22 protein-coding genes are annotated in these 20,995 nt (G+C 39.3%); 12 read left to right on the top strand and 10 right to left on the bottom strand.

Annotation, left to right across the window (positions count from 1 at the left end):
• The coding region (locus tag ACKPEB_RS06300; protein WP_408963994.1) for a hypothetical protein at positions 1–1,207 on the top strand (1,207 nt) is incomplete at its 5' end.
• Between the two features lie 130 nt (positions 1,208–1,337).
• Here the strand turns inward: ACKPEB_RS06300 and ACKPEB_RS06305 are convergent.
• Together ACKPEB_RS06305 and ACKPEB_RS06310 are read right to left on the bottom strand one after the other, a co-directional pair.
• Positions 1,338–2,021, bottom strand: a complete 684-nt coding sequence (locus ACKPEB_RS06305; protein WP_408963995.1) for a Uma2 family endonuclease — start codon at positions 2,019–2,021, stop codon at positions 1,338–1,340.
• Between the two features lie 35 nt (positions 2,022–2,056).
• Positions 2,057–3,958: a PP2C family protein-serine/threonine phosphatase gene (locus ACKPEB_RS06310; RefSeq protein ID WP_408971295.1), complete on the bottom strand. Its 1,902-nt coding sequence runs from the start codon at positions 3,956–3,958 to the stop codon at positions 2,057–2,059.
• 170 nt (positions 3,959–4,128) lie between these two features.
• On the opposite strand from ACKPEB_RS06310, the gene ACKPEB_RS06315 reads away from it, so the two are divergent.
• The 3 genes from ACKPEB_RS06315 to ACKPEB_RS06325 are packed head-to-tail and all read left to right on the top strand — an operon-like array spanning position 4,129 to position 6,218.
• Complete coding sequence (locus ACKPEB_RS06315; protein ID WP_408963997.1) at positions 4,129–4,836, top strand: SDR family oxidoreductase; 708 nt, start codon at positions 4,129–4,131, stop codon at positions 4,834–4,836.
• Positions 4,837–4,878: 42 nt separating this feature from the next.
• On the top strand, positions 4,879–5,955 hold the full coding sequence (gene hppD / locus ACKPEB_RS06320; protein WP_408963998.1) for a 4-hydroxyphenylpyruvate dioxygenase: 1,077 nt from the start codon (positions 4,879–4,881) through the stop codon (positions 5,953–5,955).
• A gap of 35 nt (positions 5,956–5,990) precedes the next feature.
• Complete coding sequence (locus ACKPEB_RS06325) at positions 5,991–6,218, top strand: hypothetical protein (protein ID WP_408963999.1); 228 nt, start codon at positions 5,991–5,993, stop codon at positions 6,216–6,218.
• An 87-nt stretch (positions 6,219–6,305) separates the two neighbouring features.
• On the opposite strand, the gene ACKPEB_RS06330 is transcribed toward ACKPEB_RS06325, so the two are convergent.
• The gene (locus ACKPEB_RS06330) at positions 6,306–6,584 is read right to left on the bottom strand and encodes a hypothetical protein (protein WP_408964000.1); all 279 of its coding nucleotides are present in this window, start codon (positions 6,582–6,584) and stop codon (positions 6,306–6,308) included.
• A gap of 463 nt (positions 6,585–7,047) precedes the next feature.
• On the opposite strand from ACKPEB_RS06330, the gene ACKPEB_RS06335 reads away from it, so the two are divergent.
• A complete protein-coding gene (locus ACKPEB_RS06335) occupies positions 7,048–8,133 on the top strand; it encodes a metallophosphoesterase family protein (RefSeq protein WP_408964001.1) in 1,086 nt (361 codons plus the stop codon).
• Between the two features lie 16 nt (positions 8,134–8,149).
• On the opposite strand, the gene ACKPEB_RS06340 is transcribed toward ACKPEB_RS06335, so the two are convergent.
• Positions 8,150–9,820: an efflux RND transporter periplasmic adaptor subunit gene (locus tag ACKPEB_RS06340; protein ID WP_408964002.1), complete on the bottom strand. Its 1,671-nt coding sequence runs from the start codon at positions 9,818–9,820 to the stop codon at positions 8,150–8,152.
• Between the two features lie 229 nt (positions 9,821–10,049).
• Between ACKPEB_RS06340 and ACKPEB_RS06345 the strand changes: the two genes are divergently transcribed.
• The 3 genes from ACKPEB_RS06345 to ACKPEB_RS06355 all read left to right on the top strand — a co-directional run bounded on the left by ACKPEB_RS06345 (position 10,050) and on the right by ACKPEB_RS06355 (position 13,915).
• Complete coding sequence (locus ACKPEB_RS06345; protein WP_408964003.1) at positions 10,050–11,012, top strand: NAD(P)H-dependent glycerol-3-phosphate dehydrogenase; 963 nt, start codon at positions 10,050–10,052, stop codon at positions 11,010–11,012.
• A 66-nt stretch (positions 11,013–11,078) separates the two neighbouring features.
• Positions 11,079–12,239 (top strand): SpoIID/LytB domain-containing protein, encoded by a 1,161-nt coding sequence (locus tag ACKPEB_RS06350; protein ID WP_408967529.1) that lies wholly within the window; start codon positions 11,079–11,081, stop codon positions 12,237–12,239.
• A gap of 374 nt (positions 12,240–12,613) precedes the next feature.
• Positions 12,614–13,915 (top strand): HhoA/HhoB/HtrA family serine endopeptidase, encoded by a 1,302-nt coding sequence (locus ACKPEB_RS06355; protein WP_408964004.1) that lies wholly within the window; start codon positions 12,614–12,616, stop codon positions 13,913–13,915.
• A gap of 56 nt (positions 13,916–13,971) precedes the next feature.
• On the opposite strand, the gene ureA is transcribed toward ACKPEB_RS06355, so the two are convergent.
• The 5 genes from ureA to ureE form a co-directional block, all read right to left on the bottom strand.
• Positions 13,972–14,274 (bottom strand): urease subunit gamma, encoded by a 303-nt coding sequence (ureA, locus tag ACKPEB_RS06360; protein WP_408964005.1) that lies wholly within the window; start codon positions 14,272–14,274, stop codon positions 13,972–13,974.
• A gap of 31 nt (positions 14,275–14,305) precedes the next feature.
• Positions 14,306–15,160 (bottom strand): urease accessory protein UreD, encoded by an 855-nt coding sequence (locus tag ACKPEB_RS06365; RefSeq protein ID WP_408964006.1) that lies wholly within the window; start codon positions 15,158–15,160, stop codon positions 14,306–14,308.
• A 38-nt stretch (positions 15,161–15,198) separates the two neighbouring features.
• Positions 15,199–15,801, bottom strand: a complete 603-nt coding sequence (gene ureG / locus ACKPEB_RS06370) for an urease accessory protein UreG (RefSeq protein ID WP_408964007.1) — start codon at positions 15,799–15,801, stop codon at positions 15,199–15,201.
• Between the two features lie 77 nt (positions 15,802–15,878).
• Positions 15,879–16,577 carry an urease accessory protein UreF gene (locus ACKPEB_RS06375; protein WP_408964008.1) on the bottom strand — a complete coding sequence of 233 codons (699 nt, stop codon included), beginning with the start codon at positions 16,575–16,577 and terminating at the stop codon, positions 15,879–15,881.
• The gene (gene ureE, locus ACKPEB_RS06380) at positions 16,574–17,014 is read right to left on the bottom strand and encodes an urease accessory protein UreE (RefSeq protein ID WP_408964009.1); all 441 of its coding nucleotides are present in this window, start codon (positions 17,012–17,014) and stop codon (positions 16,574–16,576) included. The genes ACKPEB_RS06375 and ureE overlap by 4 nt, the downstream gene beginning before the upstream one ends.
• A gap of 108 nt (positions 17,015–17,122) precedes the next feature.
• Here ureE and ACKPEB_RS06385 point away from each other — a divergent pair, with 108 nt between their 5' ends.
• From ACKPEB_RS06385 to cas6, 4 genes are all read left to right on the top strand, one after another.
• The gene (locus ACKPEB_RS06385) at positions 17,123–17,452 is read left to right on the top strand and encodes a hypothetical protein (RefSeq protein ID WP_408964010.1); all 330 of its coding nucleotides are present in this window, start codon (positions 17,123–17,125) and stop codon (positions 17,450–17,452) included.
• Positions 17,453–17,509: 57 nt separating this feature from the next.
• Positions 17,510–17,644 (top strand): hypothetical protein, encoded by a 135-nt coding sequence (locus ACKPEB_RS06390; RefSeq protein ID WP_408964011.1) that lies wholly within the window; start codon positions 17,510–17,512, stop codon positions 17,642–17,644.
• 131 nt (positions 17,645–17,775) lie between these two features.
• Complete coding sequence (locus ACKPEB_RS06395; protein ID WP_408964012.1) at positions 17,776–18,789, top strand: saccharopine dehydrogenase-like oxidoreductase; 1,014 nt, start codon at positions 17,776–17,778, stop codon at positions 18,787–18,789.
• Between the two features lie 268 nt (positions 18,790–19,057).
• A complete protein-coding gene (gene cas6, locus ACKPEB_RS06400; RefSeq protein ID WP_408964013.1) occupies positions 19,058–20,161 on the top strand; it encodes a CRISPR-associated endoribonuclease Cas6 in 1,104 nt (367 codons plus the stop codon).
• A gap of 300 nt (positions 20,162–20,461) precedes the next feature.
• Here cas6 and ACKPEB_RS06405 read toward each other — a convergent pair whose 3' ends face one another.
• Positions 20,462–20,824 (bottom strand): hypothetical protein, encoded by a 363-nt coding sequence (locus ACKPEB_RS06405; RefSeq protein WP_408964014.1) that lies wholly within the window; start codon positions 20,822–20,824, stop codon positions 20,462–20,464.
• Positions 20,825–20,995: the final 171 nt, after the last annotated feature.

A 20,995-nucleotide genomic window follows, 5' to 3' on the forward strand; every position in this document is an offset into this window, starting at 1 on the left:
ATTAGCGTTTAACGCGATTCAAAAGCAAAAAAACAATCATGAAAATTCTAACCTGACAGATAAAGAAGAAAAATATTATCAAAATTTTCAATTTTTTATTAAACATTTAGAAGACTTTTTAGCTAATGACAGAGGAATCATTAAACTGCAAAATTCTATCGCTAAAATCCAACAACTGATTGAAGATTGTCAAGGTGATTTAAAACAGTTTAATGCTCAATTAGATCAAGAAAAGAAAAAGTATGATGAAAAAGAAAGTCAATTACTTAAAGACAAAGAGAAAATTGAAACTATCTCTCAACAGATCAAAGAAATTATAGAATCTTCCTCAAAAGATTTATCACAGCAAGTTCAATACTATTGGCAACAATATTATTATCAAGACTTAAAAGCTAAAATTCAAGAACAAAGTCAAACATGGGAATCCAATCACAACCCAGTTTGGGAACAAAGGCAAATCATCAATGATTATGGTCAACAATTTAACCAATCATTATTAAATGAAATTAAAAATTGGAGTGATAAAACAGGAGAAATTATTCTCAATGAATTAGGAAAAACTTATACAAAAATCGAGGAAAAACTAAAAGAAATTGAAGTTTTAATTTCATCAAATTATGAGTTTAAAACCACCTTAGTACAACCCAATATATCAACAGATAATATTGAAGATGGGTTTTGGGGGCCAAAAGGAATTCTGGGTGGTGGTGCTGTTGGTGGTGCTGCTGTCGGTGCTGCATTCGTAACAAAAATATTGGCTGCTATTGCAGCAGGAGGTGTAGTCGCTATTGGTTTAGTACCTGCAATCCTTCTAGTGGGGGGATTAGGGACAATTGTTGCGGCACTTGGTTTAGGAATGTTAGATATTGATGGAAATAAGTACCAGATTAAAGAAGAAGTGATCAACCAGGGATTAAAACAGTTAGATCAGTCACAGGAAGAAATTAAGCGTCAGTTAAGCGAAGCGATTGATTCAATCATTAGTAATGAGCAAGATAACATTAATAAATATCTTGACGACAAAAAGCAGAATATTCAAAGCCGACTTAAAGATTATCAAGAAAGCAATCAAAAAAAACTGAAGATCATTAATAACAGTAAAGACTTTATTAATAAACAAACAATAAAAATTGAGGGAATTCAAGCAAAACTTGATAGCATGGAAAACAATCAAGTTAAACAATTGATAAGTTCTAATCAGGTATAAAAATATATGTGTTTTTCTCGTTCCTCGTTCCCTGGCGATCGTCTGAGAATGCTATTATTGAGGCTCTGGCTCAATTGTAACAGGTGGCAGAGCAACCTTTTCAGTATTTCTAGGTATCAAAAATTCTCCTCTATTGAACAGTTAAACGTTTTAAAAACTCCTGATGTTCAATACTAGCAATACCTTGTTGTAAAACCTCTAATGCTTCTGCTAAATTTCCAGCCAACAATGCTTGAGGATTTAACCACAACCCCGGAAACATTTCACTTTTGAGAATTCCCTCTGAATCTTCTAGTTTAATATATTCTCCGTCTCGTAATCTAAACCATTCTAATTGTTGTTCATAAACCCGCCAAATGAGGTATTCTTGTACATTATTCCGACGATAAACCTTTAACTTTTGATGATAATCAATAGAAGCCGTAGATGCTGCTATTTCAACAATTAACTCTGGTGCACCTTCGACATAATCATCTTCACTAATGATAGATTGTCCCCCCGTTTCAATTCTTAATAAAGCATCCGGTTGAGGTTCGTTATCATTATCCAGACGAACCGTTGTATTATCTGCTAAACCAACTCCGGGTGTTTGTGCTTCATAGGTTCCTAACCAAGTAATAATTGCAGCATGGGGTTTTCCATGGCTTTGATAACGTAATGCAGCCCCCATGTAAACAATTCCTTCAATTAATTCTGCTTTTTTAACATCAGACATCGCAGCATAACGGCGTTCAAATTCAATCCGGGTTAATTGGTCGCCGTTTTCTAAGGGGAGAATTGTTAAAGGTGAGGTAATTTTAGGAGAAACCAGCATGGTAATTTTTAAAGTTTAATACTCTTACCCTAAATTTAGCGAGAAGGTGTAATCGGTTGTTCAGGAATAGATTTCATTTGAGATTGACTCACTTGCCACCAAACTCCAAAACCACCTGCGATTAAAATGGCAAATATAGTTAAAATAAAAACCACTTCTTTGAATTTAGAAGCCGATTTAGGCGCAGGTTGAATTTCCGGTTCGGGGACTGATTCATCATATAATAAAACCTTGGAAGCTTCCGTCGGTTCCGTTTCTAAAGGTTCGGGTTGGGTTAATAGCGGTGTTGTTTCTACTAACACTAATTTTTGAGGAGAAACCCCAAAATAAGTTAAAACCGCAGAAACATTATCATGACCATTTTTACTATTCGCAATATCAATCCATCCTTGCACCGCAGATTCTAATGATTGTTCTCCATTTAAAACCGATGCCGAAAATTCTTGCCAACATTGTTCCACTCGTTCATTATCACTTAATCCATCGGAACATAATAATAATAATCCCTCTTCTTCAATAATAAATCGTTGTACCGTTGGGCGTAAAAATTCGGCTTCTCTGGTTCCTAATGCTTGGGTTAAAGCTCCTGAACCTGAACGTTGAGCCGCATCCCAATATAAACTCCGACCATGACGCACTTCTCGATTCGTAACATCATCATCGACGGTTAATTGTTGACAAGAATTCTGAGTAATCCAATAGGCTCGACTATCTCCAATATTCAGAAGATAAAGTTCATGACAATTGTTTAATTGAACTCCTTCAGGAGTTATAACTTTTTGAGGAAGTTGCAACGCCATGACTAACGTTGTGCCCATGCGTTGTCTAAATTCTCGCCCCTGTTCATTATTTTGCGCCGCAATCACATTATTGACAACCCGTGCAATTTCTTGCAATTGTTCCATAATTAATTCAGGCGGTGCTAATTCTTCTTGATTGGCAATTTCCGCCATTAAACTATGAATTAAGGGTTTTAAAGATTGTACCGCTAATTGACTGGCAACCTCGCCACCGTCATGACCTCCCACGCCGTCACAAACAATACTTAAATAAGGAATTAATTTATCATTTGGATAAATATAAAGATTTCGTACATCTTGAAGATGAGGATAACAACTATCTTCATTATGGGAACGTTTAACCCCAGCATTGGTTAATCCTGTCACCGCTAAATGTAAGGGTAATTGGGCGGCTTGTTCCATTAATAATTGATTGAATTGACTCGCGACTTCTTTTAATGAGTCTTCCTGATGACGCATCAATTGATGAATGGATTGTAACCGATATTGAATCGTGGGATGTGCCGTTTCAATCAATGCTGTCCAAGATTCCGCTAAATCTCGTTGGGTGGGTTGAATTTTACCTTGATGCAGTTCTCGCAACCGCACCCGCCATCCATCTACCCGTAAATTCTCTTTGACTAATAAACTATAGGCGGCGCCTTGTTCGGTGAGGGGAACCCATAATTGCAACATTTGCCATAACCAATACACTTGACGCACCGGATTGGTTTTGGGCCAAGCTTCCACCAAGGTCGGAAATAATTGACCCCGACGATCAACGGGAATGTTATCTAATAATAAAGTTTCTGCTGTTTCTGGGGGCACTCCCAAGGAATACACCCCAAACACCCCCGGAAGATGCAAGCGATAAGGATGTAAATACAGATAGGATAAAATGGACTCCGAGAGGCTATCGGGTAACAGTGGAGGCGCTCCGGGTTTTGTATCTAACCACACTTGGGGAAAGGTGACATAATAGCGATTTCCCACTAACTGACCGGGTTGAATTTGAGTCACCCCAGCACCCGTTGCCCACAAATACCGATAGGTTAAAGGGGTTTGACAAGCTTCACAGATTTCATGTCCCAAAGGGTTTCGGGGTTGGGGACAAGCTGGGTTTGTACAATAAAGTGGCGGTGGCGCCGACGTGCTCATTTGAAATAATTTTTGTAAGGACACGGCTAGAACTGTTAATAGAGGACTGAATTACAAAATCTTAAATATAAAACGATTTTAACCTTGATGGATTTGATCCCAAGGTGGGTTCACGATTAACTCTCAACGTTGTTATACTATAAAAGAAATTATTAAGAAATGTAAAGAAAATGAACCACAAAGTTGCTGTCATTGTAGGCGCGACAGGAGGAATTGGAGCAACCGTTGCTCGAAAATTAGCCCAAACTCAAACTAAATTGGTCTTAGCCGCCCGAAATCACACGAAATTGGCAACTTTAGCGACGGAGTTACAAACAACGGAGGTTTTACCGATTTCTTGTGATATCACCGACCCCCAACAAGTCGAGAGTTTAATGCAAAAAACCGTCGATTATTTCGGTCAAATTGATATCTTAGTTAATGCGGCGGGAGCCGGAATTTTAAAACAGTGGAATAAAATTGAACCGGCTGATTTAGATGCTATGTTAAATCTCAATTTAAAAGGTTCGGTGTATACTTGTCAAGCGGCTGCTAATCTGATGAAACAGCAAAAATCAGGACATATTTGTAATGTTGTTGGGATTTTAGGTAAACATTCAATGGCGATGTCTGGCGCCTATTGTGCGTCTAAATTTGGATTAGTGGGATTTAGTAAATGTTTCGCTGATGAAGTCAGACGCTATGGCATTAAAGTCACCTTATTTTATTTTGGTGGTGTTGATACTCCCTTTTGGGATAATGTGAGTTTAAAAGTAGATCGATCTAAAATGTTAAGTGCTGAAACCGCAGCTAATTCTATTTTATATGCTTTATCTGCTGAACCTCAAGCGATTCCGATGGAAATTAATATTCAACCGGAAAGCCATTTATTCTTTTAATTGATAACCTGAATCATTATTTTGCTAATTGAACGATGAATTATGGAGTTTGATCATATCCATTTCTATGTTCAAGATGCCCAACGAACAAGAGATTGGTTTATTCATTATCTAGGATTTCAAGGAATTGGGAGTTGGAATCAGGTTCACACCCAAACCGAAATTGTTTATCAAGGTTCGGTTTATTTCCTATTATCTTCTCCCTTAACTTCTGAAAGTCCTGTTGCTCGATTTTTACAAGTTCATCCGTCAGGGGTAGCGGACGTAGCGTTTCAAGTTCAAGACTTAGAATTGAGGATTAAACCCCTAATTCAACAAGGGGTTAAGGTCATTTCTCCCTTAAAATTCTATCATGATCAAGGAGAAACCATCAAATGGTTAACCTTAAAAGGATGGCAAGGATTACGCCATACCTTTATCGAACAAATTGGAACCCATTCTGGAAAAATGATTCCAGGTTTTCCGCGTCTGCTTCCTCAAGATCATTCTACTTTACTGGGGATTGATCACGTGGTTTTAAATGTAAAATCTGGTGATCTAAAAAAGGCGATTTCTTGGTATAATCATTATTTAGGGTTTGAAGCTAAACAACGTTTTAATATTCAAACTGAACGGTCAGGATTACAAAGTCAAGTGTTAGTTCATCCCCAAGGTCAAGTTCAGTTTCCCATTAATGAACCTGCATCCTCCAATTCTCAAATCCAAGAATTTTTAGACTTAAATCGAGGTTCTGGTATTCAACATATTGCTCTAAAAACTTCCGATTTAGTACAAAAAGTTCAGGATTTAAGACAAAGAGGATTATCCTTTTTAACCGTTCCGGGTGAATATTATTTACAATTACAAAACCGTTGGCTTCATCAACCCTTATCTGTGGATTGGGAACAATTAAAACGCTATCAGATTTTAGTCGATTGGGAAACATCAACCCCGGAAGCGATGCTTTTACAAATTTTTACCCAGCCGATTTTTGAACAACCGACCTTTTTCTTTGAGTTTATTGAACGGAAAATATGTCAGGTTCAAGGTCAATTGCGACAAGCTGAAGGGTTTGGCGAAGGGAATTTTAAAGCTTTATTTGAAGCGATAGAACGAGAACAGATTAAACGGTCAAGTTAAATTTCCGAACCTCAAAAACTTGTCAACGATTGAATATGATTTCTAACACTTTTTCAAAATGGCAACTTTTTGCGCTGCTTTTAATTGATGTTCAAAATGATTTTTGGGAACCTCAACTCCAAGAAGCATTTCCCAAATTTCCCAACAATATTTATCGCCTTCTTAACTTTTGTCGTCAAGAAGGATTAGAGATGATTTCCGATTGTTGTGCAGATTATCCAGAATCTCACGCCCTGACGTTAAAACGTTATTTAAACTATTGATTAGAGGTCGTGACCCTTGAAGAAATTGCCTGCTGTTGGGAAACTTGGCAATCTCAAATTCATAACTGGAATCTTAAGTTAACACCATTAGCAACGTTGAGTAATTCCCCGTAAAGAATCCATTAAACTGCTATATTCCGAAGGATTGAGTACACCTGCACTATAAAACTGAGCTAGACAACTATTAATCGCATTAAACGTTGACTCTCGTTCCACCCAACATTTGCCACCACTAAGAGCATCTTCTGCGGATGAATAGTCTTCGTTGGAGGTCAAATACCCGCCATAAGGAAGAATAATTTGCCACTTCCAGCGATGACGGACACTGAGCGCGGAGATTAATAAGCCGTAATAGTCCTTGTGCATCGAGATACTGCTAAAGATATTTAACAATTATTTAAAGATTGTATTACAGTTCTTAAAGAAATTCAACTGTTTTTAGCGTTATGTTAACAAATAAGCATATATACGGATCAGTATTGATAAAAACGTTGTTTTTCTGTATTCAAACATACAAATTGCTGTTAAAGATGAACCGTTTTTTCAAAGGTTCAGATCGGTTTATATTTTATTTTTATAGAGAAAATTATTAACCTGAATCATTCACTGAATTAGAGATCTATATATTAAGGAATGTAAAATTAATGTTAAATTTATTAATATAGTTTTAAAAAGCCTGTTAATTTCGCTATATTTTTTTAAGAAAGATATCAAACCCGACTTATAAAATCCAATCAATTCAACACACGAATCTGGGTTACATTATATTTAACCTGATGAATAATCGGGTTAAACAATGTTTTTTTATTCCCCTTTTCCTAATTTTTTTATGAACTTAAGTTTTAAATTCGCCATTGTTAGTGATTTGCATATTGCTCTACCCCAAACTATTTGGGATCATCCCAGTCGCTTTCATTTAGTGGAAGTGAGTATTCCAGCGTTAGAACTGGTCTTCAACCATTTAGAAAAGTTAGATTTAGATTTCCTCCTTTTACCCGGAGACTTAACCCAACATGGAGAACGAGACAATCATCAATGGTTAAGTCAACGATTAAGTCAACTTCCCTATCCGGTTTATGTAATTCCAGGGAATCATGATATTCCTGTTTTAAAAAGCCAGAATCATTTAATCAGTTTTGATGAATTTCCTCAATATTATCGTTATTTTGGATATCTAAACCATCAAGGTTTAGATTATACTTTGGAAGTTTTACCCGGTTTACAATTAATCGGATTAAATTCTAATCATTTTGATGAAAATGGCAACCAAATTGGCTGTTTACGAGAAGAACAGTTACAGTGGTTAGAACAAGTGTTATCCCAAGTTAAAAATCAATTGGTTTTCGTCATGATTCATCATAATGTGATTGAACATTTACCCGGACAGGCGACAAATCCCTTGGGACGACGATATATGTTAGAAAATGCCCCTCGATTTTTGAATTTGTTAAAACAAGCTGGGGTGCAGTTAGTATTTACCGGACATTTGCACGTCCAAGATATTGCTCAATGGCAAGGAATTTATGATATTACCACCGGATCATTAGTGAGTTATCCCCATCCTTACCGAGTTATTCATGTTAATACTAATTCCCAAGGAAAACCCGTCTTAAAAATTGAATCTCATCGAATTACCGCCGTTGAAGATTGGCCGGATTTACCGTTAAAATCAAGAGAATGGATGGGGGAGCGATCCTTTCCGTTTATGATGAAATTGTTAACCAATCCGCCTTTAAAATTAACCGTTCAAGAAGCAGAGCAATTAGCTCCCCATCTGCGTTATTTTTGGGCAGATATTGCCGATGGAGATGCTCAATTTAACTTTGAAGTGTTTCCACTCCCAGTGCGCCGTTACTTTGAACGATTTAGTGCAACGGATCAGATTGATAATTTTGCTCAGTTAACGTTATCGTGAACCCTAGAAGCAACGATTAAGGATTATCGATTTTGTCTTTAAAAATATCCTCTAATTTTTGTCCTTTAGGTAACTCGATAAACACTCGTTCTCCGGGTTGTAAACCTTTTAACACTTGAATTTGATTTCCCATTTGGGAACCAATTGTAACCGGGTGAAATTCGGGTTTATTGTTTTCATCAGGGAGTAAAACCCCTGATTGACCTTTATTGGTAACAATTGCAACGGTGGGAACGACTAATGCTTGTTTCAATTTTTCCCCAATAAACCGTAAATCCACATTCATTCCTGACTGAAGTTGATCTTTGCCAGTTTCGATCACAATTCGGGCTTGAAATAAAGTCACATCCCGTTCTTTTACCGCTTCCGGTGCAATCAGATTAACGCGACCTTTAAACACTTGATCAGGATAGGAATCAGCAATAATTTCAACCGGTTGATTCGGTTTAATTTGAGCAATATCCGCCTCTGGAATTTTGGCTAATACTTCTAAATCTTTCGCTAAGGCAACGATTGAAGTAGAAGTGGCAGAAGTGGCATCAGAAGCCGAAGTTGCTGGAGTGACAAAGGCGCCTTCAACCGCATAACGTTGAGTAATAATTCCTGAAAACGGAGCGCGAACTTTTGTATCTTCGAGTTGAACTTGATAAAATTTGACTTGTCCTGCGGCTTCATCCACTTCTGCTTTTGCGGTGGCAATTTCTTCAGAACGAGTGCCATTTAATAACTCGTTTAATTGACTTTCAGCTTCCGCCACTTCCGCTTCGGCGCGAGTAATTTCTTCAGAACGAGTACCATTTTCTAATTGAGTTAAAGCTTGGCGTTCTTGTTCAACATTAGCTTGGAGTTGTTGAATTTGCGATCGCTGACTTTGACGTAATTGTTCTAAACGTTTTTCAACTTCATTTTGTAACGCTTGTAATCGTCGTTGATCCCGCAAATATTCATCTAATCGGTCTTGAGAAATTGCTCCTTCAGTTTTTAATCCTTGATACCGTCGTACCCGTTCTGAAGCTAAATTTAATTCTGCTTGATTTGCCTCAATTCGAGCTTGAGCTTGTTCAATTTCATCAGTCACACTTCCCGATTGAGCATCTTTTAGCCGAGCTTGAGCTTCTCTTAAGCGAGCTTGAGCTTGAGCAATTTCTTCAGGACGACTTCCCGCTTGCAGTTGGGCTAAATTGGCTTTCACCTGATTTAATCGTGCTCGCGCTTGGTCAATGGCCTCCGGTCGGCTTCCCGTTTGTAACTTTTCTAAATTGGCTTGAGCTCGGTCTAAACGAGCTTCAGCTTGCATCAGTTGAGCTTGGATGTCTCCACTTTCCATGCGGGCGACAATTTCTCCGGCTTGGACGAAATCCCCTTGTTCCACATATAATTCGGCTAACCGCCCTTGGGTTTTGGGACTGAGATTAACCCGACGAACCGGTTGTACGACCCCACTGGCGGTAATTTTAACCGTTAAATCTTTCGCCTCCACAGGAACCGTTAGAGCCGTGATCGCTTCTGGATTAACTTGGGTACGATTCCTAGCAAAATGCAATATTGCCGGAAGGGTTAATAACCCTGTGGCTAAGACTGCGATCATCCAAGGTTTCCATCGCCGTCGGGGAACTTCTGAAAATTGAACGGGATGTTTAACCTCACCATTGCGTTGTGCAGTTTCCTCTTTTGGGCTAATTAACATGACAAATGTGGGTGCGGGTTGATGAGCAAAAGAATCTGCGATTCTAGCAAGAGTCAGATATCAGCAGCTAACAGTAGAATGCTGAATTCTGAAAATCCTCATTGCCAGACCGGGCTGCTCTGGGTTTGGATAGATTCTATATATCATTTTAGAATATTGCTCGGTCAAGGTAGGGATGGGAAACCGTCACTTGACCGTTTAACCCTGATTTGCGATTTCCTAACTCAATATGACCCAAGATTCTACCCCCTTGTCTGATGCTTCTGTTTCTGATCCGCCGTTAAAATTAACCATTTTAGGCGCGGGCGTTTGGGGTTCAGCCTTAGCTCAACTCGCCCGTTATAATGGGCATCAGGTGAACCTCTGGTCACGGCGTTTAGGCAACTCCTTAGAAGACAGTATTCATGGAGTTGATGTCATCGTATCTGCAATTTCCATGAGAGGAGTCGCCCCCACCGCCCAACAGCTTCAAAGCCTAACATTACCGCCCAAAATTCCCATTGTCACCGCTACAAAAGGGTTAGATCCTGATAGTACCCACACCCCGTCTCAACTGTGGGGAATGTTGTTTCCTCAGCATCCCATTGTAGTTTTATCCGGGCCGAATTTATCCGCCGAAATTGTACAAGGTTTACCCGCCGCAACGGTGGTTGCCAGTACGGATTTAGAAGCCGCAAAAATTGTACAACGGGTGTTTGCTTCTAATCGATTTCGAGTGTATACCAGTTCCGATCCGATGGGAACCGAATTAGGAGGAACCTTAAAAAACGTGATTGCGATCGCGGCGGGAGTTTGCGATGGATTAAAATTAGGAACCAATGCCAAATCAGCCTTACTCACCCGTGCTTTAACAGAAATGATTAGAATTGGAACCCATTTAGGCGGAAAAACAGAAACGTTTTTTGGGTTATCCGGTTTAGGAGATATGCTAACAACTTGTAATAGTTCCTTAAGCCGTAATTATCGAGTCGGTTATGGATTAGCGGAAGGGAAACCTTTAGAACAAATCTTAACCGAATTAGGAACAACCGCCGAAGGAGTCAATACAACCAATGTTTTAATTGAAATTGCCCATCGAGAACAAATTCCTACCCCGATTTCTTGGCAAGTTTATCAACTTTTAAATCATCAAATTACCCCCCAAAAAGCGGTCGAAGCCTTAATGGAACGAGATTTAAAACCTGAAATTTGATCATCATTGAGATCCAACTTTGAGATCACTTGTGATAAATTAATTTTGCTGGATCTGATCACGACAATGGTTTGTTCTGTTCCTCAACCCTGGAAACCTTTAATTTCCTTATCCAATTCCCTACAACAATTCAAGCGTTATGGGTGGATAACGCTACTGATTTGGTTTTGCATGGTAGCCCCAGCCCAAGCTCAACTGTTGTTACGGGTAGCTATCGAAGATGGAGTGAATCAAATTAAAGTTGGGTCTACCACCAAGGCGGTTGTCCGTGATGGTAGTGGCCAACCCCTAGGGGAATTAGCCGCCATGGGAGGTGGTGTCGCCCAAGCCAAATCAGGAAAAGTCGCCCTGGGAAATTGGCAAGGAAGTCAACTTTGGATTGATCCCAGTCAAAATGGTAACGTTTGGATTGGTAACGCTTGGTATCGAGGACGAGTGTTATTAGTTCCTCGCAATGGCGGTTTAACCGCAATTAATTATGTGGATTTAGAAGAATATCTCTACAGCGTTTTAGGGGCTGAAATGGATGGCGGCTGGCCCCAGGAAGCCCTCAAATCACAGGCGGTGGCGGCACGAACCTACGCCCTCTATAAACGTCAACGCAGCAATGGAATTTTTGATGTCGGAGATGATCAAAATTGGCAAGTGTATAAAGGATTAATTACCGAGTCCGCAGGAACCCGGTCGGCGGTGAGCGCCACTCGCGGACAAGTGTTAATTTATAACGGTCAAGCGATTTTAGCCGCGTTTCATTCTTCCTCTGGAGGACATACAGAAAACGTTGAGGATGTTTGGAATGAACCCTTACCTTATTTACGGGGGGTGCCAGATTTTGACCAAGGAACTCCGGTGTTTGAATGGACAAAAACCTTTTCACAAGCGGATTTAAGTAAACGGATTTCTGGCGTCGGGAATATTACAGCCATGACGCCTCAACGCACTTCAGCTTATGGTAGTATTTTAACGATGAAAGTGGTCGGGGATAAAGGAGTACGAGTTATCAGTGGAGAAGATATTGCCGCCGCATTAGGACTGCGGAGCACCCGGTTTCAAGTTAATCGTAAAAGCGGAACTACGAGTTTTCAAGTCACGGGTCGTGGGTTTGGTCACGGCGTTGGCTTAAGTCAATGGGGGGCTTATAATTTAGCTCGTGCCGGATACAATTATCAACAAATTTTAGCCCATTATTATCGCAATACAAATTTAGCTAAAATCGACGTTCGTTAAGGGATAGGGAACAGGGAACAGGTAATATAGCAAGTCTAAATCGCTTGTAATCACCTCTATGACTCAAACCCTTACCGTAGGGGCAATTCATGAATTGCCCCTACGGTAAATCAAATAGGATTGCTATAGGTAATTAAAGGTGCGTCGCCTATAACTCTTGTAGAGACGCGCCATGGCTCGTCTCTACGATGTTTTTTGGAGAGATCTAATAGGCAATGTTCCCTATTCCCTAGCTCTATAGGGCGTTCTAGCGTTTTCATGTAAACGTCATATCTCTGCCACAAGGATGTCATATTCATCTTATATCTTAAGAAATATCAGGGCAGGCTTTAATCAGTCCCAACCCTGAAACCCTTATAGAAGAGGTATTAAATATGAAATCTGATTTTGATTCTGTTAATTCTTTAGAGTCCCGTCGTTTAGAGTGGACAAATTCATCTCACCCCACTCCCCAACGCCCTCGGACACAATCTTTAACCTCTTTATCTTTAGTCGCGTTAGGCGTTGGCTTAGGAATGGCGGGGATGTCCCTCGCTCCTTACCTGCAACAACGCTCTCAAACCCCCACCCCACAAGCCGCTCCGACAGTCGCCCCAACTCCCATTCCCTCTCCCGTTAGTGCAACCTCTGGAACCATTGCTGACCCGAATCTAGTTAGTTCTGTCGTTGAGCAAGTTGGGCCAGCCGTGGTGCGAATTAATGCGACAAAAACCGTAGAAAGTCAGGTTCCTGAAGCGTTTAATGATCCGTTTTTTCAACGGTTTTTTGGTTCTCAAATGCCCAATGCTCCTCAACAGGAAATTGTTAGAGGTTCAGGGTCAGGATTTATTGTCAATTCTAACGGTCAAATTATTACGAATGCTCACGTTGTCGATGGCGCAACTAAGGTTTCAGTTGTGTTAAAAGATGGTCGTCAATTTGAAGGAAAAGTAATCGGAACTGATCCCGTTACGGATGTTGCCGTTGTTAAAATTGAAGCGAATAATTTACCTACAGTTAAAGTCGGAAATTCTGAAGCATTACAACCCGGAGAATTAGCGATCGCTATTGGCAACCCGTTAGGATTAGATAATACTGTAACCGTTGGCATTGTTAGCGCCACCGGTCGTTCAGGAAGTCAAGTTGGAATTCCTGATAAACGAGTTAGTTTTATTCAAACCGATGCTGCCATTAATCCAGGGAATTCTGGGGGGCCGTTACTGAATCAAAACGGTGAAGTGATTGGGATGAATACGGCTATTATTCAAGGCGCCCAAGGGTTAGGATTTGCGATTCCGATTAACCAAGTTCAACACATTGCGGAGCAAATTTCCACGACTGGAAAAGTACAACACCCCTATTTAGGAATTTCAATGGTTACCCTTTCTCCTGAAGTCAAAGAAAGTTTAAATCAAGATCCGAATAGTCCAATTAGTGTCAATGAAGATCAAGGAATATTAATTGTCCGAGTTATGCCGAATTCTCCTGCGCATCAATCAGGATTACGGGCTGGAGATGTGATTGTTCAAGTGGAAAATAAACCCGTTACGAAAGCGGATGAAGTTCAACAAGCGGTTGAAAACGTCAGCGTCGGAAGTTCATTAAAAATGGAAATTAAACGTCAAGGTCAACCCTTTAATTTAGATGTGAAAACAGGTGCTATTCCTTCTCAAAACCCTAACCTGAACCACCAATAAATCATCATCGGGTGCGGGCGAATTATGACGCTAACGCACCATTTCACTCTGAACGATTAACCAATGGGATCATGAACGGTTACTAATTTTGTACCATCGGGAAATGTGGCTTCAACCTGAACTTCATGAATCATTTCAGGAATTCCTTCCATCACATCTTCCCGCTTTAAAATTGTTTTTCCATAACTCATTAATTCAGCAACGGTTCTGCCTTCCCTAGCACCTTCTAAAATTGCGGCTGTAATATAGGCTACAGATTCAGGATAATTTAATTTTAATCCTTTATCTTTACGTCTTTCAGCTAATAAAGCGGCAGTAAAAATTAAAAGTTTATCTTTTTCTTGGGGAGATAATTGCATAAATAATCCTAGGGGAATTTTAACAGATGAATTAAAGTTGCCAAACACGAGGTTTAGCACCCAATTGTCCGATATAATTTTGACGGAGGAACCGCCAAACTTCTGTAAACCAGTCTATCACTTCTTGGGTAGAGTTTCCGCGATAGCGACAGAGTAATCCTGATATTAATTGAGTGACTCCAGCTTGACTCGAAGTTTCTCGCTGTTCCCACAATTGTCGGATCTGTTGAACTGCATCTTCAGAAACCGATTGTCCCACCCAAACTAAAGTGGCGATGACAGGTTTTCCTCCTAAACCATGAGGACTATTTAATAATTCTTCAGAGGCTGTAAATCCTTGTCGATCAATCCAAATTGGACGCTGATTTTGCCAGATTTCAGTGCAGGATTTCCACTCACCTTTGGTAAAGGTTTCTCCCCTTGCTGTTCGCCCAAATCGTGTAATTTCCCACCCTAAATAACAGGCAGATTCAGCTAAATTAACCCGCAGATTTTGACTGATTTTAGCTCCATTAAAAATAATACTTTCACGAGGAATAAATTCTAAATAGGTGTTTTTTTGCAATTCTATGTTAATATAATTATAGGCTATTTCTCCTTGACTCCGATAAATTTTACTAGCGGCAGGAGTAGTTAATAAAACTTTAGTTTCAGGTTGTAAATGAATAGTTTGGCATAAGCGATCGCCCCCCACAACACCGCCAGCCGTATGTAAAATAATACTATGACAGATGCCTTGACCTTCAGGATAAAAGGAACGCTGAATTTTTAACGGAGCTTGACTATAAGCTTTAACTAATTGGGTTGTATTGCCAATTTTTTGATAGTCTAACTCCAAAATTCCTTGCCAACCCGAAAAAATTTTTTCTATTACTTGAGATTCCACAGGATTTATATCCATCATAATATTAATTTTACCCAAAATTAGGAATAGGTTAAATGAGATTGAATATATTGAATAATAGCATCTAACCCTTGTTTTGTTTTTAAATTAGTAAAGACAAAGGGTTTATTGCCTCGCATTTTTTTTGCATCTCGTTCCATAATCTTTAAGTCAGCACCAACGAAGAAAGCTAAATCAATTTTATTAATCACTAATAAATCAGATTTTGTGATTCCTGGCCCACCTTTTCGGGGAATTTTATCTCCGGCTGCGACATCAATCACATAAATTGTAATATCTACTAATTCCGGGCTAAAGGTCGCCGCTAAATTATCGCCTCCACTTTCAACAAATAACAAATCTAAATGGTTAAATTGACTTTCTAATTGTTCAATAGCTGCTAAATTTAAAGAAGCATCTTCTCGGATAGCCGTATGGGGACAACCTCCGGTTTCTACACCTAAAATGCGATCGCTTTCTAAGGCTTGAGAACGAACTAAAAATTGAGCATCTTCTTGAGTATAAATATCATTCGTGACCACCGCTAATTGGTAGGTTGTTCGCATTTCCTTACATAAAGCATCCACTAAAGCTGTTTTTCCCGAACCCACAGGCCCAGCAATTCCAACGCGCAAACCAGACATAAAATTAAGGCAAAAATTACGATTAATATTGTACCATAATCGAGACAAAGAAACCCATCAAGGATGACTTCTAATTATTAACTTCTAAATAATCGGGTATATTGAGTTTCATGAGCCATACTCGCTAAAGCCAACCCCCAATTACAACTGACTAACTCATCATCTTTTAATTCTAAAATAGCTGTGGTTGCTAATTCAATAGGGGAATGTAATTGTAATAATAAAGTTTGACCCATCGTTTGACCCAAGGGGATTAATTTGACTCCAGCATTAATTAAATTATTCGCCCAACTATAGAGATATCCTAGTAAAGCAGAGTTGAGATCTAAATTCCAATAAGCGGCACCGAGTCCAAAAGCGATGGCATAATTACAAGGTTTTCCAACTTGTTTAAACCAATCTTGAAGAGGCGGTAATTCTTGATGTAAATTTTCGCTTGTTTTCACCGTTTCTAAATGAACGAGAAGCTGCATTAAGGTATTTCCCATTTGCCAACTTTGTTGGCGAAGTTCTGCTGTTTCTTTAGCCGCCGTTGACCATTGATTCCAATAGATAAACTGATTAAAATCGGATTCCATCACACAGCGATAAGCTCGAACCATGATCGCAGATTCTAAGCGAATTGCCCCAAACTTTAAGTCTTGAATCAGCCATTGTAATAAAGTTTGACTATCGGTAATAATTTGAGTTTCTACTAAGGTTTCTAATCCCTCAGAATAACTATAAGCTCCTAACGGTAAAGCCGGACTAGACAGTTGTAATAAATTTAAAATCATGAGTGATGATGTCCATAAGCTCCCCGTTCAGGATAAAACGGGGTTATTTCTTCTTGAATTTTTAATCCCATTTGTACCAACATTGAACATAATATCGGATCGGGAGAAAATCGTAAATAATCTGAGGTAATTTCTAAAGGAACATGACGATTTCCTAAGTGATAAGCCGCTTTTAATAAATCAAGAGAATGGTTTGCCATCACCGTAATAATCGCTTCCGGTTTAGCAATAACTTTCGCCCAACACTCTTGAGTATCGCAGGTTAATAAATCCCCTGGTTTCAAAACTATTCCTCTAGGTAGATGAAGATAGTACGTTTCACCGTCTATGGTTTCAATGTATTGACGAGTTTTCGTGCGTTGTTCGGCTGTTAGAGGCAGGTTCACTTGCACAAATTGATGGTCATTGGCTGGATGAGATTGTGTAAAAACGATCATAATAGAACCTGGATTTGAGAGTTTTCTCAGTTCAGAATCAATCTTAATTATAAAGGATAGATGAGAACGCTAGACAAATAAAATTTTCTATTAATTTACCGTTTGAGAATGCTGTATTGGGTGGCTACCTTAAAAATTTTATTTCTGACAATCACAATTATCAATTTTTTAGATTTTTATACAATCCAATGTGCGAGTCAAAATCTTGATATTAATAAAGAATTTATTCAAGGATATCAAGTGGGAAGAGAATGTAATCAAGTGCTATATGATGCCTCTCAAATTCCCATTCAAGAAGTTAAAATGGCATTGGCTTTAGATTTGAATCAAAATACTGTTCCCCCTTATTTGCTAGGAATTCAAGTCGGATGGCGAGTCGGGGGAGTTGAACAAAGTTTAACTCGATTTCTACCCGATGAGAAAACAACTCTTGCTTGATTGAGCTTGTTTTTAACCAAACTAAAGAACTTAAAAAAATATTTTAATTAGAGTGCTATGGGGAAACGGAAACCTCCCCCCACTGAACAACCCCAAAGTCGTCTTGACTCCACTACTGCTGATGAGTTAGTGAGTACAACCCAAACTCAAACCGGAAATTCATCAGCACGATTCAAAGGTCGCCGTGATTAACCGTTGTTTTCCACTGCGCGTAGAATAACCTAACCCCCCAGCCTTCTTTCTGACAAGGACATGGGGATTATTGATTGGGATGACCCAGAATCCTGAGATAATAAAAGATTGTCTCAATTTAATCAGATGTCATGAGTCCAGTAATGGTTAATTCAAGTTTATCTCCGATTCGGGTTGGAATTTTGGGGTTTGGCGGTTTAGGACAAGCTGCAACACGGGTTTTAGCTGCAAAACAGCAAATGCAGTGGGTGGCAGTGGCGGATCAAAAAGGATATGCTTATGATGCCCAGGGGCTGAATCCGAATCGCTGTATTGAAGTTTATCAATCTCAAGGGTCGGTCGGGTATTTAGAGCCGAATGGTGTTCTCAGTCATCAAAGTATCGAAGAGTTGGTAAAAGCAGCCCGCGACGTTGATGGCTATTTTCTGGCTTTGCCCAATTTACCGAATGATTTTATGGCGAGTGTGGCTAAAACCTTTATTCGCTTGGGGTGGAAAGGGGTGTTAGTCGATGCAATTAAACGCACCAGTGCTGTTGAATTATTATTAGATTTAAAAGAAGAGTTACAATCGGCGGGAATTACTTACATGACCGGTTGTGGTGCGACACCGGGATTATTAACTGCAGCAGCAGTTGTAGCCGCCCAAAGTTATACAGAAATTCACAGCGTTAAAATTACTTTTGGAGTCGGAATTGCTAATTGGGAAGCTTATCGCGCCACCATTCGAGAAGATATTGGTCATTTACCCGGTTATACCATTGAACAAGCCAGAGCCATGAGCGATGGGGAAGTGGAAGCTTTATTAGATCAAACCAATGGGTTATTAACTTTAGAAAATATGGAACACGCCGATGATATTATGTTAGAATTGGCGGGAATTTGTTCACGCGATCGCGTGACAGTTGGTGGAATTGTTGATACTCGCAACCCGAAAAAACCCTTAAGTACAAATGTTCAAGTTACAGGTCGGACATTTGAAGGGAAAATTTCTACTCATACCTTTACGTTAGGGGATGAAACCAGCATGGCGGCTAACGTTTGTGGCCCAGCATTTGGATATTTAAAAGCCGGAATTCAACTGCATCATCGCGGTATTCATGGTTTATTTACGGCGGCTGAAATTATGCCTCAGTTTGTTCAATAAAACTAAATTCTAGTTCCAGAAACTGGGTTTTTGAAGTGTTCTTGATTAATCATAATTAACATAAAAAAACCCGGTTTCTAAGATTCTAGTCTGGATTAATTCTAGTTAAAAAATCGGCTGCATTATCGGTAACGATTAAGATGTTGGGACAGTTCTATTAGAATTGTCATTTGTAGTCAATCATCGATTTGTGGTAGGGTTAAAACTTGATTGAAATTGGCTGTTGTGTTCTGATATTTTCCTGAACTTTCAATTTTGCAATCCGTCTATGTCCTCTCGCACTGCCAAAAAATCCCGTTCATCGAGTTTAAGTTTACCCCAATCTATAGAATTGGTTGCCCTTGCTTTTGATTTAAGTTCCCCAAAAGATGCCACCTTATTTCCTCAATATAGTATCGGACTTCATGCCTGGTTTTTAGATCAAGTTCGCCAAATTGACCCCCAACTTTCTGAATATCTCCATGATGGACAGTCAGAAAAACCCTTTACTTTATCGGGGTTAAATGGGAAAATGGAAACGGCAGGAAAACAGTTACAAATTCATGCCAATCAACCCTATCAATGGATGTTAACGCTACTGTCTAAACCTGTTGTAGATTGGTTGAGAGATTGGCTAAAAAATCCCCCTACTGAAATTAATCTCCGCCAAAACACCTTTAATATTAAGTCGATTAGTTTCGCTTATCCTCCCACAACTTATCAACAATTATTTGAAACTTCACCTTCTAAAACTTTATCCTTAAGTTTCTTCAGTCCCACCAGTTTTCGCCGCAAAGGTCATCATTTTCCTTTACCTTTACCGTTTAATGTTTTTCACAGTTATTTGCGACGGTGGAATGATTTTTCCGGTCGTCAATTTGAACAGGATGCTTTTCTCAATTGGGTGGATGAAAATGTGATTATTCTGCGTCATCAATTAGAATCTGTGAAAGTCGTTGCAGGAAAAAAAGGGTCTGTGACGGGGTTTACAGGAGCTATTGAATATGGATTAACAGAAAATGCTTATAATCAACCGGAATTTGTGCAATTATTTTTTACATTAGGTGAATTGGCGCCCTATTGTGGAACCGGACATAAAACCACCTTTGGTTTAGGTCAAACCCAAACAGGTTGGCATCGAGGAGAAGGGTTAGTTACGTTAACAACCGTAGAATTATTATTAGCGCAACGCATTGAACAAATTACTGAAAAGTTAATGCAAGGGCAAAAACGAACGGGAGGAACTAGAGCAATTGATATTTGTGAAACCCGTGCCACAATTTTAGCTCGTTATGAGTTTGGAGAATCTTTAAAAGACATTGCAGAGGATTTAGAAATGCCCTATGAAACGGTAAAAACCTATGCAAAATTAGCCCGTCAAGGATTAAAGTAGATTAAGTTTATAGTTGCGCTAAAGCGCCATAACCAATCACTACCCTAGATAACGTCCCCTTGCGGGGAAAAGTAGATAGAAAATAATTTGACTATCTATCCAGTATGTCAGGATAATTTGCTTCGATCCCCTTGCGGGGAAGTAAAGAAGCATTCACTATATTCTGAATACCGATATTAATAGATTAGAGTCCAATTATATCATCAGACTAACTTAACTCTTGATGTAAGTCAAGCTACATTTACAAGTCTGCACCCCTTGATACCCTAACTAAGGTAACAAAGGGTACATTAGGGTTGATTATTCGTAAAATTCACGGGAGTTCAAGACATCTTCCACAGAAAGATTATCATCAGATTCCCAATCAATTCTGTGGCGTAATGCCTTATTTTCATCTTTCCAACGTTCTCTCTCATCATCCTTGATTTCAAGATGCTGAACAGCCTCCCGTAAACCCTGAACATTTTTTTGAATCTTTTCAATGTTAGCCTGAAGTCCCTCCAGTGTATGGACTTTGGCTGTCAGGGTATCAATTTTGGCGCTTTGTTGCGCTATCAGCGACAATAGTTGTGCTATCAGCGACAACTCGATTGTTCCGCAGAAAGGTGAATTTCTGCATACTGGATAAATAGTAAAATTTGAATCAAATACAGGATCAGTCATCTTGAACCTCCTGTGTTTTCGCATTAGCTAACATGAGGCTTTCTCCTAAAATGAGGACTCTTCTAGTATAGCAAACTTAACTGTTGTCAACAGAGGATCACATCCGCTCTGTATACAAAAATCTATTTCCAATGTTCTATTCTCTGATTCAAATCTGCCACACAAGCCGCC

Source organism: Planktothrix sp., from assembly GCF_046067725.1.
GTDB lineage: Bacteria > Cyanobacteriota > Cyanobacteriia > Cyanobacteriales > Microcoleaceae > Planktothrix.

Coding starts and splice junctions, on each gene's coding strand:
- ACKPEB_RS06305 (WP_408963995.1), bottom strand. CDS start 2,021: ATGCTGGTTTCTCCTAAAATTACCTCACCTTTAACAATTCTCCCCTTA.
- ACKPEB_RS06310 (WP_408971295.1), bottom strand. CDS start 3,958: ATGAGCACGTCGGCGCCACCGCCACTTTATTGTACAAACCCAGCTTGT.
- ACKPEB_RS06315 (WP_408963997.1), top strand. CDS start 4,129: ATGAACCACAAAGTTGCTGTCATTGTAGGCGCGACAGGAGGAATTGGA.
- hppD (WP_408963998.1), top strand. CDS start 4,879: ATGGAGTTTGATCATATCCATTTCTATGTTCAAGATGCCCAACGAACA.
- ACKPEB_RS06325 (WP_408963999.1), top strand. CDS start 5,991: ATGATTTCTAACACTTTTTCAAAATGGCAACTTTTTGCGCTGCTTTTA.
- ACKPEB_RS06330 (WP_408964000.1), bottom strand. CDS start 6,584: ATGCACAAGGACTATTACGGCTTATTAATCTCCGCGCTCAGTGTCCGT.
- ACKPEB_RS06335 (WP_408964001.1), top strand. CDS start 7,048: ATGAACTTAAGTTTTAAATTCGCCATTGTTAGTGATTTGCATATTGCT.
- ACKPEB_RS06340 (WP_408964002.1), bottom strand. CDS start 9,820: ATGTTAATTAGCCCAAAAGAGGAAACTGCACAACGCAATGGTGAGGTT.
- ACKPEB_RS06345 (WP_408964003.1), top strand. CDS start 10,050: ATGACCCAAGATTCTACCCCCTTGTCTGATGCTTCTGTTTCTGATCCG.
- ACKPEB_RS06350 (WP_408967529.1), top strand. CDS start 11,079: ATGGTTTGTTCTGTTCCTCAACCCTGGAAACCTTTAATTTCCTTATCC.
- ACKPEB_RS06355 (WP_408964004.1), top strand. CDS start 12,614: ATGAAATCTGATTTTGATTCTGTTAATTCTTTAGAGTCCCGTCGTTTA.
- ureA (WP_408964005.1), bottom strand. CDS start 14,274: ATGCAATTATCTCCCCAAGAAAAAGATAAACTTTTAATTTTTACTGCC.
- ureG (WP_408964007.1), bottom strand. CDS start 15,801: ATGTCTGGTTTGCGCGTTGGAATTGCTGGGCCTGTGGGTTCGGGAAAA.
- ACKPEB_RS06375 (WP_408964008.1), bottom strand. CDS start 16,577: ATGATTTTAAATTTATTACAACTGTCTAGTCCGGCTTTACCGTTAGGA.
- ureE (WP_408964009.1), bottom strand. CDS start 17,014: ATGATCGTTTTTACACAATCTCATCCAGCCAATGACCATCAATTTGTG.
- ACKPEB_RS06385 (WP_408964010.1), top strand. CDS start 17,123: ATGCTGTATTGGGTGGCTACCTTAAAAATTTTATTTCTGACAATCACA.
- ACKPEB_RS06390 (WP_408964011.1), top strand. CDS start 17,510: ATGGGGAAACGGAAACCTCCCCCCACTGAACAACCCCAAAGTCGTCTT.
- ACKPEB_RS06395 (WP_408964012.1), top strand. CDS start 17,776: ATGAGTCCAGTAATGGTTAATTCAAGTTTATCTCCGATTCGGGTTGGA.
- cas6 (WP_408964013.1), top strand. CDS start 19,058: ATGTCCTCTCGCACTGCCAAAAAATCCCGTTCATCGAGTTTAAGTTTA.
- ACKPEB_RS06405 (WP_408964014.1), bottom strand. CDS start 20,824: ATGACTGATCCTGTATTTGATTCAAATTTTACTATTTATCCAGTATGC.